Annotated in this window: 14 protein-coding genes; 8 read left to right on the plus strand and 6 right to left on the minus strand. The window is 69.7% G+C overall.

Annotation, left to right across the window (positions count from 1 at the left end):
* Positions 1–43 precede the first annotated feature (43 nt).
* On the minus strand, positions 44–937 hold the full coding sequence (locus HF024_RS05185; protein WP_168688883.1) for a glycosyltransferase: 894 nt from the start codon (positions 935–937) through the stop codon (positions 44–46).
* Between the two features lie 80 nt (positions 938–1,017).
* On the opposite strand from HF024_RS05185, the gene HF024_RS05190 reads away from it, so the two are divergent.
* Positions 1,018–2,400, plus strand: coding sequence for a hypothetical protein (locus HF024_RS05190; protein ID WP_247597311.1), 1,383 nt, complete (start codon positions 1,018–1,020; stop codon positions 2,398–2,400).
* On the opposite strand, the gene HF024_RS05195 is transcribed toward HF024_RS05190, so the two are convergent.
* The 3 genes from HF024_RS05195 to manA are packed head-to-tail and all read right to left on the minus strand — an operon-like array spanning position 2,342 to position 6,212.
* On the minus strand, positions 2,342–3,631 hold the full coding sequence (locus tag HF024_RS05195; RefSeq protein ID WP_168688884.1) for an exopolysaccharide production protein: 1,290 nt from the start codon (positions 3,629–3,631) through the stop codon (positions 2,342–2,344). The two genes, HF024_RS05190 and HF024_RS05195, sit on opposite strands and share 59 nt — an antisense overlap.
* Before the next feature lie 10 nt (positions 3,632–3,641).
* Positions 3,642–4,967 (minus strand): O-antigen ligase family protein, encoded by a 1,326-nt coding sequence (locus HF024_RS05200; RefSeq protein ID WP_168688885.1) that lies wholly within the window; start codon positions 4,965–4,967, stop codon positions 3,642–3,644.
* Between the two features lie 24 nt (positions 4,968–4,991).
* Positions 4,992–6,212, minus strand: coding sequence for a mannose-6-phosphate isomerase, class I (gene manA / locus HF024_RS05205; protein WP_168688886.1), 1,221 nt, complete (start codon positions 6,210–6,212; stop codon positions 4,992–4,994).
* Between the two features lie 128 nt (positions 6,213–6,340).
* Here manA and HF024_RS05210 point away from each other — a divergent pair, with 128 nt between their 5' ends.
* From HF024_RS05210 to HF024_RS05230, 5 genes are all read left to right on the plus strand, one after another.
* Positions 6,341–7,519, plus strand: coding sequence for an acyl-CoA dehydrogenase family protein (locus HF024_RS05210; protein ID WP_085369114.1), 1,179 nt, complete (start codon positions 6,341–6,343; stop codon positions 7,517–7,519).
* A gap of 72 nt (positions 7,520–7,591) precedes the next feature.
* Positions 7,592–8,554: a UDP-glucose 4-epimerase GalE gene (gene galE, locus HF024_RS05215; protein WP_168688887.1), complete on the plus strand. Its 963-nt coding sequence runs from the start codon at positions 7,592–7,594 to the stop codon at positions 8,552–8,554.
* 194 nt (positions 8,555–8,748) lie between these two features.
* Complete coding sequence (locus HF024_RS05220; protein WP_082581223.1) at positions 8,749–9,069, plus strand: WhiB family transcriptional regulator; 321 nt, start codon at positions 8,749–8,751, stop codon at positions 9,067–9,069.
* 62 nt (positions 9,070–9,131) lie between these two features.
* On the plus strand, positions 9,132–12,482 hold the full coding sequence (locus HF024_RS05225) for a glycosyltransferase family 2 protein (protein ID WP_168688888.1): 3,351 nt from the start codon (positions 9,132–9,134) through the stop codon (positions 12,480–12,482).
* Positions 12,475–13,905 (plus strand): DUF5719 family protein, encoded by a 1,431-nt coding sequence (locus tag HF024_RS05230; RefSeq protein WP_168688889.1) that lies wholly within the window; start codon positions 12,475–12,477, stop codon positions 13,903–13,905. The genes HF024_RS05225 and HF024_RS05230 overlap by 8 nt, the downstream gene beginning before the upstream one ends.
* Here the strand turns inward: HF024_RS05230 and HF024_RS05235 are convergent.
* Together HF024_RS05235 and HF024_RS05240 are read right to left on the minus strand one after the other, a co-directional pair.
* On the minus strand, positions 13,902–14,096 hold the full coding sequence (locus tag HF024_RS05235; RefSeq protein ID WP_085371337.1) for a hypothetical protein: 195 nt from the start codon (positions 14,094–14,096) through the stop codon (positions 13,902–13,904). The two genes, HF024_RS05230 and HF024_RS05235, sit on opposite strands and share 4 nt — an antisense overlap.
* A gap of 177 nt (positions 14,097–14,273) precedes the next feature.
* Positions 14,274–14,717, minus strand: coding sequence for a metallopeptidase family protein (locus HF024_RS05240; RefSeq protein ID WP_085371336.1), 444 nt, complete (start codon positions 14,715–14,717; stop codon positions 14,274–14,276).
* A 42-nt stretch (positions 14,718–14,759) separates the two neighbouring features.
* Here HF024_RS05240 and HF024_RS05245 point away from each other — a divergent pair, with 42 nt between their 5' ends.
* Entirely contained in the window at positions 14,760–14,981 is a 222-nt protein-coding gene (locus HF024_RS05245; protein WP_085371335.1) for a DUF3499 family protein, read from the plus strand.
* Positions 14,978–16,414 (plus strand): phosphomannomutase/phosphoglucomutase, encoded by a 1,437-nt coding sequence (locus HF024_RS05250; RefSeq protein ID WP_168688890.1) that lies wholly within the window; start codon positions 14,978–14,980, stop codon positions 16,412–16,414. The genes HF024_RS05245 and HF024_RS05250 overlap by 4 nt, the downstream gene beginning before the upstream one ends.
* Positions 16,415–16,467: the final 53 nt, after the last annotated feature.

A 16,467-nucleotide genomic window follows, 5' to 3' on the forward strand; every position in this document is an offset into this window, starting at 1 on the left:
TCCGGTTACGCGTTAGATATCAATGTCAGCCAACATACTGACATCAACTCCGCCACCCTAGAAACACGTGCCGCAGCAGCGCCCGCAGGCCGGCCCCGTCGCGCTTCGCGAGCGCCGACGGTAGCTTGGTCGCCGCGTTCAGCCGCGACGACCAGTGGGCGGACGCGACGCGCGCCGCCCTGCGCCAGCCGTGCCGCCGCAGCACAGCCGCCTTCGTGAGGAAGAAGGCGCGCTCCTCGTCGAAGCGGGTGCCGTCCTGCGCCGTCCAGGAGGAGACGCTGCCCGCGTGCCTCCGGTAACGGAACTCGTGGTCGGGCAGCAGCACCAGGCTGCCGCCGTCGAGCACGATGTCGATCTGCAGGTTGAGGTCGAGCACGACGTCGAAGTCGGGGTCGAAGCCGTGGCGGCGCACCGCCTCCGTTCGCCAGCAGATCGACGGGAAGTATGTCCAGTTGCCGCGCAGCAGACTCACCGCGAGCGCTTCCCCGCTGAGCTCGGCCGGCGCGCTGTGGGTGGGACGGTACCAGCCCTTGACCCGGTCGGCGAGGGGGAGCGTCTCGCGACCGTCGTCGCCGATCACGGTCACCGCCGGCTGGAAGTATGCGCCCGCGGGATGCGCGGCGATGGCGGCGCGCATCCTGGCGATGTAGCCGGGCTCCAGCAGGTCGTCGCAGCCCATCAGGACGAAGTGCTCACTCGTCACCAGCTGCACCGACTTGGTGAAGTTGCCGCTCACGCCGAGGTTCGTCTCGTTGCGCAGATAGTGGATGCGCGGATCGCCGAGCGCGCTCACCCACTCGCCGGGCTCCGTGTCCGGGTACACGTCGTCGATCACGACGAGACGCCAGTCGTCGTCCGTCTGGGCGATGACGCTGTGGACGGCGTCGCGGAACAGCTGGGGATCGCCGTAGAACGGCATCATGATGTCGATGGTCACGGTGGAGGTTTTCGTCCGCTCGGAGCTTTTCGTCGTATGGTTGGCCTGCCGCGCCCGAGGCGCAGAGCATCCATCCTGTCATGCCACCCCTGGAGTCTCCCATCACCAGCTATGAGCCGCTCAACGAGCCGATTCCCGACGAGTGGGAGACGCAGCCGGCGGGGTCGGGCGGGCGTTCGTCCGTCGTCCTGATCCTCGGTGCGACCGTCGTGTCCGGACTCGCAGGATACGTGGTCACCTGGCGCGTGTTCACCTCGGTGGGCGCCGCGGGCTACGGCGTGTTCTCGGTGTTCTGGTCCGCGCTGTTCCTGGTGGTCGGCATCCTGTTCGGGCTTCAGCAGGAGTCGACGCGTGCCGTGGCGCAGACCGCCGTGCAGGCCGTGGATGCGGGCGCCGGCCGAATGGGCGCAGGAGCGGCCGCCGCGATCCGCCGCACCTCCATGTGGTCGTTCGCCGCGATGGTCGCCGTCGTCGTCGTGATCGCCGTGCTGGCGACCAGCCTGCTCTGGGCGACGCCGAGCCTGGGCGCGCAGAACGCCGGTCTCGCCTGGTTCGTCGCGTTCGGCGCCGGCCTCAACTGCCTGGTGGCCGCCGCATCCGGTGTGATGGCCGGGGCGGGGATGTGGCGGCAGCTCGCCGCGATCGTCGCGCTCGACGGCGTGCTGCGCGTGATCGGCGTCGTCGCCGTGCTGGCGTTCACCGACGACCTCGTGGCGCTCGCCGTCGCCGTCATCCTGCCGTTCCCGCTCTCGCTGGCGATCGTGTTCGCCTCGGCCCCGAAGGCGCTCGTCGCCAACGCGCGGGTGAGCATCGGGCTCTCCACCCTGATCGCGAACACCGGCAGGACGATGCTGGCTGCGTCCGCGACCGCCGTGCTCATCAACGGCTTCCCGCTGGTGCTGTCGTTCTTCTCCGGACCGGACAACCACGCGGACCTCGGCTCGCTCGTCCTCGCCGTCACACTGACGAGGGCGCCCATCCTGGTGCCGCTGATGGCGCTGTCGAGCTTCCTGGTCAGCCAGTTCTCGCACCATCCGGAGCGCGCCACCCGCACCATGCTGACGATCATCGCCGGGATCGCCGCGGTGATCGTGGTGCTCTGCCTGGCCGCCTGGCTGTGGGGCGTGCCCGTGATGCAGTTCGTCTTCGGCGCGCAGTTCGACCTCGGCGCCGACGTGCTGGTGGCCCTGATCGCGTCCTCCGGGCTGATCGGCGCGCTCTGCGTGAGCGGCTCCGCCGTGCTCGCGAAGGGGCTGCACGGGGGATACGCGACCGGGTGGGTGGTGGCGTCGCTCGTCTCGCTCGCCGTGCTGTTCATCCCGCTGGATCTGCCGATCCGTGCGGCGCTGGCCCTCGCATCCGGACCGGCCGTCGGGCTCGTGGTGCACCTGGTGTGGCTGCGGGTCAGCTCTGGTCGTGCCGCGCCAGCCGAAGTCGCCAGCTCATCCCCTGCGAGGCCTTGACCCCGCAGATCACGAGGAGCAGCCAGCCGGCCTCCACCAGGATCGAGCTCTCGAAAACGCTGGTCACGAGCAGGGCGACCAGCACGAGGGGCGCCCAGGCGTAGACCACACTGCGCTTGTTGGATGCGAGCAGCCACGAGCGGCCGAACGCGAGCGCGACCAGGGCGACGAACAGCAGCAGCCCGATGATGCCAACCTGCAGGTAGACGTCGAGATAGGCGTTCAGGCCGTCCGAGTGGTAGACGCCCGTTGCCGCCTGGATGGCCGTGAACGGGTACAGCTCGGTCGGCCAGCTGCCCACCCAGCCCCAGCCGACGGTCTGCTCCACCGGGATGAGCTCCCAGATCTGGATCCACAGCTTGTAGCGCACCTGGAAATCGGCCCTGGCGTTCAGCAGGTCGATCACCCTGGTGCGGTAGATGTACGCGGAGACGAGGGCGGCGATGGTGAACACCGCGAGACCCCACTGGTAGTACGGCCGCTGGTGCGCAGGCACCTTGCGCAGGCCGAAGAGCGCGAGCGTCGCGAGGCCGACGACCACGGCGACCGCCGCGATGACGGGGGAGTGCGCGAACAGCAGACAGAGCACGGCCAGCGAGATGGAGACGGCGGCGAGCGGCGCCCGCACCGACCGCGTCCTCAGCTCGACGAGGAACGTCACGAACGCGATCAGCGCCACGATGCTCAGCGCGTTCCGCGACCCGAACAGGCCCTGGATCGGGCCGCCGAGCGCGATGTTGCCCTGGATGCCGAGGAACCGGATGGGCAGGTCCAGCAGGATGCCGCTCAGCACCTCCAGGGCGAGGGATGCGGTCAGCAGCACCCGGAGCACGTCGCCGACGACGCGCACGATCTGGATCGCATCCCGCACCAGGGCGATGTAGACGGCCAGGAAGGCGAAGCTCAGCTGGTAGATCACCCCGGCGAGCGTGGCCCACTGGTACGTGCTCCAGAAGATCGAGACGGCGCACCAGCCGACGAACAGGAGGATCGAGATCGGCAGCAGGCCGTGCCACTCGATCAGCTTCCTCTGCGCGACGAACGACAGCGCGGCGAGCACGACCACGACGCCGAGCGCGCCGATGAGCCCCGGCCAGCCGATGAGAGCCCGGATCGCGTGGGTCGAGAACCCGACACCGACGGCCACCAGCGAGAGCGCCGAATTGAACCGTGCCGAACCCAGGAATTCGGTCACCGCGACGGGGACCAGGGTTCGACGGGTCGCGGCCATGAACGCAATCCTACGGTGTGCTCTGCTTCGTCTTCACGGACAGCACCACGAGCAGCGCCCACCCCGCTTCGATCAGGATGCGGCTCTCCGCTGCGCTCTGCGCGATGAGCGCGGCGATCAGCAGCAGGGGCAGCAGCCCGAGCGCGGTGTACGGCTTGTCGTCGGCGATCGTGGTCCTCGGCCGGTCGACGGCGAAGAACCAGGAGCGGCCGAGCGTGGTCGCGACCAGCAGGATGAACACCACGAGGCCGACGATGCCGAGCTGCAACCAGACGTCGAGCCAGGCGTTGTGCGCCTGCAGGTAGGTGACGCCGTTGCGTTCGGCGAGGTTCTTGAACGGGGAGACCCAGGGCGCCCAGTAGCTCACCCAGCCCCAGCCGAACACCGGGCGTTCCTGCGCCAGCCCGATCACCGAGTGCCAGATGTCGAGGCGCCCCGTCAGGTCCTCGCTTTTGCCGAACAGCGCGGGGATGCGCGAGGCGAACGCGATCAGCAGCCCGGCGGCCACCACGACGAGCGCCGCGGCGGTGAGATAGACAGGACGGCGCCGGTCCGGCGCGACCCTGCGCATCCACAGGGCGAACGCGAACACGACGGCGGTGGCCAGCCCGGCCACGATCACCGTCGACGAGCGGGTGAGAGCGAGCGTCCCGACCGCGATCACCAGCCAGGTGATGCCCGCCCCGCGGCGCACGGTGCGGTCGGCGAGCTGGATGCCGAACACGATCACGGCCAGCAGCGCCACCATCGCCAGCAGGTTGCTGTTGCCCTGGATGCCCTGGATCTGCCCGCCGTGGAACAGCAGACCCCTGCTCCAATAGAACGCGGACGGCAGCTTGCCCTCTGGATATGACGCCCAGAACGGCAGCACAGGATGCCGCACGAACGCGGCCACGACGAACTCGAACAGCAGCGACAGCCCCAGAATCCAGCGGAACGCGTTCGCCAGCGCGCGCAGCAGCTGCGGCCAGTCGAGGGCGAGCGCCAGGTAGAGCGCGCCGGCAGTGGTCGCGAACTGGGCGATCACGCCGAGCGCACTTGCGCCGGGGTATGCGGACCACGCGATCGAGACGGTCGCCAGCAGGAGGAACAGCACGAGCATCCTGGGCAGCCTGCGCCAGTGGAAGGCGGGCCGCGTGCGCACCAGGACGACGATGCTCGCGGCGGCGAGCAGCCCGGCCAGCACGAAGTAGCCAGGCCAGCTGATCAGGTTGCGCCAGAAATCGCCCGCGAACAGCGTGAACAGCAGCAGTGTCGCGAACGCCGCGGCGCCGGATCCGGACGCGGCGGCGGCCACGCGTGCCCGGACGGACGAAGCGGAGGGTGCGGAGGTCACCTCGGAAGACTAGCGGACGGGAATTCAGGCGTTCGGTGTCGCGACGAACACCGTCCCGTCGCCGGAGAGGGAGACGAACTCCTCGTCCGGCGTGACGAACACCGACTGCCCGCGTTCCAGCGTCAGCGCGCCGTGCGTTCCGGCGAGCTCCACCGTGCCTGCCGTGCAGATCGCGATGGCCGCGCCGGGCAGCGGGATGCGCGTGGACGGCGTCCCTGCCCCGACCGTGATGTGGTCGAGCGCGAAGTCGGGCACATCCGGTCGGAACACGTCGACGCCGGGCGCCGGATGTTCCGCGGCCATCGGCGTCGCCACGATCGGACGGAAGTCCAGGATGCTCACCAGCTCCGGCACGTCGATGCGCTTCGGCGTGAGGCCGCCGCGCAGCACGTTGTCGGACGCCGCCATCAGCTCGATCCCGAGCCCCCGCAGGTACGCGTGGATGTTCCCGGCCGGCAGGTACAGCACCTCGCCCGGGCGCAGGGTCGCGCGGTTGAGCAGCAGCGCGAGCACGATGCCCGGATCGCCGGGGAACGCCTCCGCGAGCATCCGGACGGTGTCTGCGGCGACAGCGAGGTCGTCGCCCGCCGGGTCCGGCTCGACGGAGAGCGCGGTGGCGACGACGGCGCCGACCAGCTCGCCCACCGCAGGGTCGCCGCCGAGCAGCCACTCGGTCGCGCGGCGGAGCACCCCGGTCGGCTCGCCGGCGAGGGTGCCGGCGAACGACGCGATCACGGCGCGCTCGCCGTCGTCCGCCGTCTCAGCGAGCGCGGAGAACAGTGCTGCACTGCGCTCGACGTCGCGGAAGCCGCAGAGCGCGTCGAAGGTGTCGCTGAGCGCGTAGATCAGCTCCGGCTTGTGGAACGGGTCCTTGTAGTTGCGCTCGGGGGAGTCGATGGGGATGCCCGCGGCGTTCTCCCGCGCGAACCCGGCGGCGGCCTGCTCGGACGACGGGTGCGCCTGCAGCGACAGCGGGCCGGCGGCGGCCAGCACCTTCAGGAGGTACGGCAGGTGCGCATCCTGCCGCCCGAGCGAGGTCTGCAGGTCGGCGGCCGTCCACGCGGCGAGGTCCGCCGCTCCACCGGTCTGCGCCGGGTCGGCGATCACCGACGGCGATCCGGGATGCGCGCCCAGCCACAGCTCCGCCTCCGGTCGTCCGCTCGGTTCGGTGCCGAGCAGCCCGGCGATGGCAGTGGTCGAACCCCAGGCGTAGTCGCGGGGGGTATTGCCGATGCGCACAAACATCCGTCGTGGTCCCTTTCGATTCGTTAGACCAAACTACCAATCGCTTTTGCGCGGCATTGCCGGTTCCCTAGGCTGGCGCTGGTCGCCAGCCGACCCGTCATCCCGCCGTACGACGCAATGGAGCAGCTATGTCCTTCGAGTCCCTCGCCAGCGATTTCTACGGATACGAGGACCTTCTCAGCACCCAGGAGAAGGACTTCCTCGCCCACCTCCGCTCCTACCTGGAGACCGAGGTGAAGCCGATCGTGAACGAGCACTGGGAGCGCGCGGAATTCCCGCACCAGATCATCGAGGGGCTGCACAAGACCGGCACCGTCGGGCTCGGCTTCCCGGAGACCGCTCCGTTCGAGAACTCGGCCGTGTTCCGCGGCTGGGTCGCCCTGGAGCTTGCGAGGGTGGATGCGTCCGTCAGCACATACGTCGGCGTGCAGAACGGTCTCGCCCTCGGCGCCGTCGGCGTCTGCGGCTCCGAGGAGCAGAAGGCGGAGTGGCTGCCGAAGCTCGCCAGCGGCGAGGTGCTCGGGGCGTTCGGCCTGACCGAACCGCTCTCCGGCTCGGACTCCGCACAGGGCCTGCGCACGATCGCGACGCGCGACGGCGACAACTGGGTGCTCAACGGCTCGAAGCGCTGGATCGGCAACGCCACGTTCAGCGACATCACCATCATCTGGGCGAAGAGCGCGGAGGACGGCCAGGTGAAGGGCTTCATCGTCCCGACCTCGACGCCCGGGTACACCGCGACGAAGATCGAGGGCAAGCAGTCCCTCCGCATGGTGCAGAACGCCGACATCACGCTCGAGAACGTCGTCGTGCCCGAGTCGCTGCGCCTGCAGAACGCCAACACGTTCAAAGACACCGCCGCGGTGCTCCGCCTCACCCGCGCCGAGGTCGCCTGGGCGGCCGTCGGGGTCGCGATCGGCGCGTACGAGGCCGCCGTCGCGTACTCGAAGGAGCGCATCCAGTTCGGCAAGCCTCTGGGAGCGCACCAGCTCATCCAGGATCTGCTGGTCAAGTCGCTCGGCAATATCACCGCATCCATCGCCCTCTGCACGCGCGTCTCCGAGATGCTCGACACCGGCAAGCAGCGCGACGAGCACTCGGCACTCGCCAAGGCGTTCGCCACCTCCCGGATGCGCGAGACCGTCGCCTGGTGCCGCGAGATCCTGGGTGGCAACGGCATCGTGATCGACTACGACGTCGCCCGCTTCTTCGCCGACGCCGAGGCCCTCTACTCCTACGAGGGCACCCGCGAGATGAACACGCTGATCGTCGGGCGCTCGATCACCGGCCAGGCCGCCTTCGTCTAGCAGGCGATCCGTTCGGCGCCGGCGGGCCGGATAGGCTGGGCGTTCGGCAGTCGAGCGTTTGAGGAGGACCGCGTGGCGTGGTTGGTGACCGGAGGAGCTGGATACATCGGCTCGCACATCGTGCGGGCGTTCCGTTCGGAGGGCATCGACGTCGTCGTGGTCGACGACCTGTCCAGCGGGCATGAGGAGTTCGTGCCGGCGGACGTCCCCTTCTATCGGGGGACCATCCTGGACGGCGCGCTGCTCGAACGGGTCTTCGCCGAGAACAGCGTCTCCGGCGTGGTGCACGTCGCCGGGTTCAAGTATGCCGGCGTCTCCGTGCAGCGTCCTCTGCACACCTACGAGCAGAACGTGACGGCGACCGCCGTGCTGCTCGCCGCCATGCAGGAGGCGGGGGTGGATGCGATGGTCTTCTCGTCCTCCGCAGCCGTCTACGGCACGCCGGACACGGACCTCGTCACGGAGAGCACGCCGAAGAGCCCGGAGTCCCCGTATGGCGAGTCGAAGCTGATCGGGGAGTGGCTGCTGCGCGACCAGGGCATCGCCGCCGGTCTCCGCCACACCAGCCTGCGGTACTTCAACGTCGTCGGGTCCGGCGATCTTTCGCTGCGCGACACCAGCCCGCACAACCTCTTCCCTCTGGTGTTCGACGCCCTGGTGGACGGCCGCACGCCGCGCATCAACGGCGTCGACTACCCGACGCCGGACGGCACCTGCGTCCGCGACTACATCCACGTCGCCGACCTGGCCGTCTCGCACGTCGCCGCCGCGAAGCGACTGGATGCGCACGAGGCGATCGAGCCCGTCTACAACCTGGGCAGCGGCGACGGGGTCTCGGTCGGCGAGATCATGTCGACCGTCGCCGCGGTGACCGGCATCGACTTCACCCCAGAAGTGGGGCCGCGCCGCGCCGGAGATCCTGCGAGGATCGTCGCATCCGGTGAACTCGCCGCCCGGGATCTGGACTGGAGAATGAGCCACACCCTGGACGAGATGGTTCGGAGCGCCTGGGAAGCACGCCAAGCGGCATCCTGAGCCCTCTCCTGGCCGTCCGACGGGGGTAGAACGGCCGGGCGTGTCGGGATTGTTGTGGAGCGTCGGCGCGTCGCGAACTCTCGACCAGGACTCAAGGCTTTACGATTTGCGACTTGACTCTTGCGAATGACAACGGTGTAATTATTCCAACACGTTGTCTTGCGTGCTTAGCAGTTAATGGGTGGGAGTCCGATATGACAGTTCCTGAATATCGCTCTGGAGTACCCGACGACTGGTTCATCGACCCGGTCAAACTGGGGGTTCCGGGTGTCCGGCCGAATGTCGACGACGACAATCCGCTGGCCTGGCAGTCCGACTCGCTGTGCGCTCAGACCGACCCGGAGGCGTTCTTCCCTGAGAAGGGCGGATCGACCCGCGACGCCAAGCGCATCTGCACCTCGTGCGAGGTTCGCACCCAGTGCCTCGAATACGCTCTCGCGAACGACGAGCGGTTCGGCATCTGGGGTGGGCTGTCCGAGCGCGAACGCCGCAAGCTGCGCAAGCGCGCCAGCTGAATTCGCGCCGCGCCCGATCTGCCTCCACGGATCGACGCGAGGCCAACCTAGGCTGACTCCCGATGTATCCGAGAGTCACTGCCATCGTCGTCGCCCAGAGTGGCGGCCCCCACCTTCAGCGCACTCTCGACGCCATCGCGGCACAGACAAGACAACCGGATGCCGTGATCGCCGTCGACTGTGCGTCGACGGACGACGCCGCCAAGCTGCTCGCCGACTTCCGCCCCACCCAGCTGCTCTCCGTGCCGGAGAAGCTGCCGTTCGGCGCTGCCGTGGCGACAGGCGTGCGGGTGACGGCTCCTCCGTCGTCCGACCACGAGTGGCTGTGGCTGCTCGCGCAGGACACCGCGCCGGAGCCCGGTGCTCTCGAAGCACTCCTCGGCGCCGTCGAGGTCTCGCCCTCCGTCGCCGTCGCAGGACCCAAGCTGGTCGACTGGGACGACGCATCCTTCATCCGTGAGTTCGGCGAGGCGATGACGCCGCTCGGCGCCGCGGTGCCGCTGGTCGAGAACGAGATGGACCAGGCGCAGCACGACGGCCTCACCGACGTGCTCGGCGTCTCGTCCGCCGGGATGATCGTCCGCCAGACCGTGTGGGACAAGCTCGGCGGCTTCGACCCCGGCCTGCCGACCGCCGACGACGGACTCGATTTCTGCACCAGGGTCCGACTCGCGGGCTTCCGTGTATCCCTCGTCGCCCAGGCCAGGGTGGCCATCGCGGGCGACGGCGTCGCGGGACCCAACCTCTCGCGCAAGTGGACCGTGAGGCGCCGCCTCACCAAGGAACGGCGAGCTGCCCAGCTGCACCGCCGGATGGTCTACGCGCCTGCCGCTGCGGTGCCGTTCCACTGGCTCAGCCTCGTGCCGCTCGCGATCCTCCGCTCCATCGGCCGCATCCTGCGCAAGGAGCCGGGCTCGGTCGGCGGCGAGCTCGCTGCGGCGTTCAGCGTGGCGTTCTCCGGGATGCGCGTGAGCAACGCCCGCCGCACGCTCGCCCAGAACAAGACCGTCGGCTGGGCGGCCGTCGCGCCCCTCCGCATCCCGTTCGATGAGGTGCGGCGCGGACGCGCGCTGAAACGCGAGGCCGCGCAGGTCGGCCAGCAGGGCGAGCGACAGGAACTCGACTTCTTCGGTACGGGCGGCGGCTGGACGGTGCTCGCTGCACTGGTCATCGGCGTCGCCCTGTTCTTCCCGCTCTTCGGGAGCGCGGCGCTCACCGGGGGAGGGCTGCTCCCGCTCAACGCGTCGGTCGGCCAGCTGTGGGCGAACCTCGGCTACGGCTGGCGGGATGTCGGGCTCGGGTTCACCGGAGCCGCCGACCCGTTCGCGGCGGTGCTCGCCGTGCTCGGAACGCTGACCTTCTGGCAGCCGTCCGTCTCGATCGTCGGCCTCTACTTCCTCGCGGTCCCGCTGGCAGCGCTCGGCGCCTGGCTGGCGGCGGCGCGGCTCACCTCCAAGACGACGCTGCGCATCTTCGCCGGCCTCGCCTACGCACTCGCGCCGACACTGCTGGTGGCGCTGCAGGGCGGCCGTCCTGCTGCCGTGCTCGCGCACGTGCTGCTCCCGTGGCTGTTCTTCGCCGGGCTCGCCGCGCGCCGGTCGTGGGCGGCCAGCGCCGTCACCGCGCTGCTCGCCGTGGCGACGGCGGCGTGCGCACCCGTGCTCATCCCGGCCCTCGTGGTCGCCTGGATCGCGGCCATCGCGTTCGGTGGACGCCGTGCCGCACGCATCGCGTTCATCCCGTTGCCCGCTGTTGTGCTGTTCGCGCCTCTGGTCTGGCAGCAGATCTCCCGCGGGGCGTGGCTGTCGATCTTCGCCGACCCCGGCGTGGCACTGGATGCGCGGCAGACGCCGGCCTGGCAGCTCGCCCTCGGCTTCCCGGACGGCACGCTCGGCGGCTGGCACGCGCTCGGCTCCGTACTGCCGTTCGACCTCGCCGAGGCCGCCCCGAACATCATCGTCCCCATCCTGCTCGCGCCGCTCGGCGTGCTGGCGATCCTGGCCCTGTTCCTCCGCGGGTCGAGCAGGGCGATCGTCGCGCTGCTGGTCGCCCTGGTCGGCTTCCTCACCGCGGTCGCCGCGCTGCACGTCCAGGTGACGTTCGCCGGATCCAGCGTCGTGCCGATCTGGCCCGGAACGGCCGTGAGCCTCTACTGGCTCGGACTGATCGGGGCAGCGGTCCTCGCGCTCTCCGCTATCGGCCGCGCCGCCGTCTACCCGGCCTGGGTCGCGCTCCTCACGCTCGCCATCGCCGCCGTCCCCTCCGCCATCGCGCTGCACGACGGACAGTCGAAGGTGGTCGAGAGCGACGGACGCACCATGCCGGCGGTCGTCACGGCCAAGGCCGCCACCCAGCCCCGCACGGGAACGCTGCGCATCACGCCGCAGCCGGACGGCGGCATCGCGGCGGAACTCATCCGCGGCGCCGGGCAGACGCTCGACGCGCAGAGCACCCTCAGCTCGACGGAGCGCACGCTGTCACCCGAGCAGAAGGAGCTGGCGACGCTGGCGGGCAACCTGTCGTCCCGGAGCGGCTACGACGGCTCTCCGACCATGAAACGCCTCGGCATCGACTTCGTACTGCTCGCACCGGCAGCGGTGGACCTGAACCAGAGCACGGGCGGGAACGCCCCGGTGAGCGAGCCTGCCAAGGTCAGCGGGGTGCGCGCATCCACCGCCCTCGACGCGAACCCGCTGCTCGCCCCGGTGGGTGCGACGGTGAGCGGGCAGCTCTGGGCGTTCGACCGCGGCACCTCGGCGGAGCCGAAGGCCGCGCTCGTCCCCGCGGACGCCGGAGGGATCTGGCGGCTGGTCGTGCTGCTGGTGCAGGGCATCGTCATCGGCATCACGCTGCTCATGGCCATCCCGACCACGCGCTCGGCCGACCGCGTCGCCGAGCTGAACTCCCGCCGCCCGAAGCGCCGCCACGGCGACGAGGACGACCTCGTCGTCACCCCCGACGACGAGCCGGAGCAGCCGAAGGACGGCGAGGAGGCCGTAGCCGACGAGACGCTCTCGGAGTATGAGGCGGAACCCGACGACGAGGCGGCCGTCGAGTCCTCCGAGGTGGAGGAAGCGGCGGAGCCGGAGCCGGTGGTTGCGCCGGAGCCTGTGGTTGCGCCGGAGCCAGAGGTCGCCCCGGAGCCGGAAGTCGAGTCGGAGCCGGTGCCTGAGCCGGAGCCTGTGGTTCAGCCGGAGCCTGAGCCGGACCCGGTGGTCGAGCCACAATCCGAGCCCGAGCCCGAGCCCACTGTCGAGCCGGAGGCTGCCCCGGAGCACCAGCACCCCGCATCCACCCCGGATGCGCTGGTCCCCACCCCGTCCACCCCCACGACGCTCGAGGAAGGCCTCGAGGAGACGATCATCCGCCCCCGCCGCGGAACCGAGCGAACCGAAGGAGGCGACCGTGGCTGACAAGCGTGGAATCGCCAGGGTCAGCATGCGCGTGGTCGGCGGTGTGATCGGCCTCGGCGTCGCCGGCATCGCCATCGCTGGCGCGTCGTTGCTGCCGCTGCCGTCGTTCCAGGTCGCTGCCCCCGTCTCGACCGTCAAGCCCGTGCCTGCCGACCAGCAGAGGGTCTGCCCCGGCCCGCTGCTCGCCCTCGCGGCCGACGCGGGCGCCGCCACCACCGCATCCCCGTTCGGCGCCCCCACCTCCACATACGGGGCGGACGGCGGCAGCGTCGACACCCGGTCGCTGAAGGCCGACGCCGACGGTTCGTCGCGCGGTGAGGCCCCCCAGGTGCTCACCGTCGCCACCCCGCAGGGCGCGAGCACCCCGCCGCTCGTCGCGGGCGCCCAGTCACAGAGCGCGACGACCGACGACCTCGCCGGTCTCGCGACCTCCTCCTGCGGAGAGGCGAGCGCAGACAGCTGGCTCGTCGGCGGTTCCACCGCGCTCGGCCAGACCAGCCTCGTGATGCTGTCCAACCCGACGTCGGTGCAGGCCACCGTCAACCTCTCGATCTTCGCCGAGACCGGCCAGGTGGATGCGCCGGGAGCCGCCGGCATCGTCGTCCCTGCCGGCGCGCAGAAGGTGGTCCCGCTCGCCGGTCTCGCTCCGTCCGTCGCCGCCCCCGTCGTGCACGTGCAGAGCACGGGAGGGCAGGTGCTCGCCTCTCTGCAGCAGAGCTTCGAGCAGGGCATCGACCCGCGCGGCGTCGAACTGTCCGGCGCGACAGGCTCCCCGTCGCGGGTGCAGGTGATCTCCGGCATGACCATCGCGAATCTGGCCACCATCGAGGGCGCCCAGTCCGGCGAGGGCTACGGAGCGGACCTCCCCGCCGTCCGCGTCTTCGTGCCCGGCGACCAGGATGCGGACATCACCGTCGGCGCCGTCGGCGAGAACGGCACGGCGGCAGGCAACTCGTACGCGCAGACCGTGAAGGCCGGCGTCGTCGCAGAGATCCCGCTTGATCACCTCAAGGACGGCAACTACACCGTCACCGTCCGCTCCTCCGTGCCGGTTGTCGCCGCGGCCCGCACGTCGGTCGCCGGGGCCAAGACCCACGACTTCACCTGGTTCGCCTCGTCGCAGCCGATGGGAGACACCTTCCTCGCCGCTGTCCCGTCCGCCCCGACTCCGATGGTGCACTTCGCCAACCCGGGCGAGAAGGACCAGAAGGTCACGATCGAGGGCCGCAACGGCAAACCGGCGACCCTGACAATCCCGGCCGAGGGCGCGGCGAACGTCAAGGTGGGCGCAGGGATGTACACGGTCACCGGAGGCGACGGCCTCTACGTCAGCGTCAGCTTCGCGGCCGACGGTGCGGCGAGCTCGTTCGCCCTCAACCCGCCCGGCCCGCTCGCGGCGCCGATTGAGGTGTATCCGCGCTAGCGCCCGGAACCCCTCCCTCGAACAAACGAGATCAGGGAGACCACGACGATCACGATGGCGAAACCGGGAACGATGTATGCCATGGGGTGGCTGGCGGACGAAAAATAGGCGGCGGACAGGCCGATCACTCCGTAGATCAGCAAGATGGAAGCGAAGAGGACCGCAACGATCTGCTTCTTGACCAACGTCACGGCACACCTTTCAGGGCCGCGTTCTGGACTTACGAGTGCCGCGACCACCTGTCGACTATCTCCGAGGGTATTGGTCGTCAAAACGGCACTCAATATATGCAAAAGGCTACGAATGCATTTGTTCGGCAAGGCTGCGCGGATGGAGCCTTGATTGACCGCAAGCGCGCGGCCACCGTGCTAGAAGTGCCGGTACCGGTCCGGCGCCAGGTCCCACGGGTCCTTCCCCAGCAGCTCCGCCACTGCACGGAACACGCAGCCCTCGACGAACATCCTGCGGTGGAGGTCGTCGTTGCGGTGCAGCTTGGTGAGGCGCTGGATCGGGACGCGGTAGAGCACGATGCGGCGCTGGGCGTGGTCGACGTGCCAGCGGTCGACGCCGTCGCTGCCCGTGTTGCCGATGGGGGTGGCAGCGACCTCGAAGTGCACGTCGGCGAGCTCGTTCGGCCAGACGCCTTTGAGGTAGTCGGCCGTGGATGCGACGGTCATGTCGAAGAAGTCGATCCTGTTGTTCAGCATCGGCAGGTGGGGGCCGGTCACCGGGCCTCTCGCACCCCTGCCGTGCCTGCTGCGCCACCGGGAGGTGGCAGGCGGCTGGCTGCTTGAGCGGCGGTTGCGGGGCATGTCGCAATCCTACGTCGCCCGCGCTCGGGTATTCTGAGCCCGATGTTGAGCCGTCCATGTTCCCGCGTGGCGTGTCCACGCGATGCCGTGGCCACGCTCACCTACGTGTACGCCGACTCGATGGCCGTGCTCGGCCCGCTGAGCCTGAGCCACGAACCGCACTCGTACGACCTGTGCGCCATCCACGCCGAGCGTCTGTCCGCGCCGCAGGGCTGGCAGGTGATGCGGCACGAGGTGTTCGGTGAAGTAGGTTATGGGGCGTGAGCAGCAACAGCAACGTCCCCAGCAATTCCTCTCTCGACGCTGTCGTCAAGACCTATGACATCCGCGGTCTGGTCGGCAAAGACCTGACGGAGGAGGTCGTCACCGCTATCGCGGCCGGTTTCGTCGACGAGGTCGGGGCTGCCGGGGAGGACGTGATCGTCGGCCACGACATGCGCGACTCGTCGCCCACCTTCGCCGCGGCGTTCGCCCGCGGAGCGCAGGCCAGGGGTGCCAACGTCGTGTCGATCGGGCTGTGCTCCACGGACGAGTCGTACTACGCATCCGGAGCGCTGGCGTCCGCGGCGGCCATGTTCACCGCGAGCCACAACCCGGCGACGTACAACGGCATCAAGCTCTCCCGCGCCGGCGCGCAGGGCCTCAGCATGAACACCGGGCTCGCCGGGGTGCGCGACCGTGCTGCCGTGTACCTGCACGACGGCGTCGACCCGGTGGACGAGCAGGGCGGGTTCCGCGAAGCGGATGTGCTCGCCGACTACGCCGCATACCTGCGGTCGCTCGTCGACCTGTCCGTCATCCGCCCGATCACGGTCGTGGTCGATGCCGGCAACGGGATGGGCGGCCTCACCGTCCCGGCGGTGCTCGGCGACGCAGCCGGCCTTCCCGCTCTGCCGCTCACGATCATCCCGATGTACTTCGAGCTGGACGGCTCCTTCCCGAACCACGAGGCGAACCCGCTCGACCCGAAGAACCTGGTCGATCTGCAGCGCGCGGTGGTCGAGCACGGCGCCGACCTCGGGCTCGCCTTCGACGGGGACGCCGACCGCTGTTTCGTCGTGGACGAGAAGGGCGACGCCGTCACCCCGTCTGCCGTCGCGGCCATCGTCGCACTGCGCGAGATCGCCCGCGCCAGGCGGGAGGACCCAGACGCGGACATCACGGTCATCCACAACCTGATCACCTCCAACGTCGTCCCAGAGACCATCGAGGCAGCAGGCGCGACGCCGCTGCGCACCCGCGTCGGCCACACCCTCATCAAGGATGCGATGCGTGAATCCGGCGCCGTCTTCGGTGGGGAGCATTCGGCGCACTACTACTTCCGCGACTTCTGGAGCGCAGACAACGGGATGCTCGCGGCCATGCACCTGCTCGCCGAGTTCGGCGGCCAGGACAGCCCGCTGTCCGAGCTGTCTGCCCGGTTCACGCCCTACCCGATGTCCGGCGAGATCAACTCGACGGTCGACGGCGTTCCCGCCGCGTTCACGCGCGTGGTGGAGGCCTTCACCGGCCGTGCAGAGTTCGACGAGCTCGACGGTCTGACCGTCACCGGCTTCGTCGGGGGAGACGAGCCGTTCTGGTGGTTCTCGGTGCGTCCGTCGAACACCGAGCCGCTGCTGCGACTCAACGTCGAGGCGGCGGACCTGGCGACGATGCAGCGCATCCGGGACGAGGTGCTGGCGCTCATCCGCGCCTGACGGAGAGCCGGCGCGACACACGACTGTGAGAGTCGGGCACCGGATGCGACAAT

The organism is Leifsonia sp. PS1209, assembly GCF_012317045.1.
Lineage (GTDB): Bacteria > Actinomycetota > Actinomycetes > Actinomycetales > Microbacteriaceae > Leifsonia.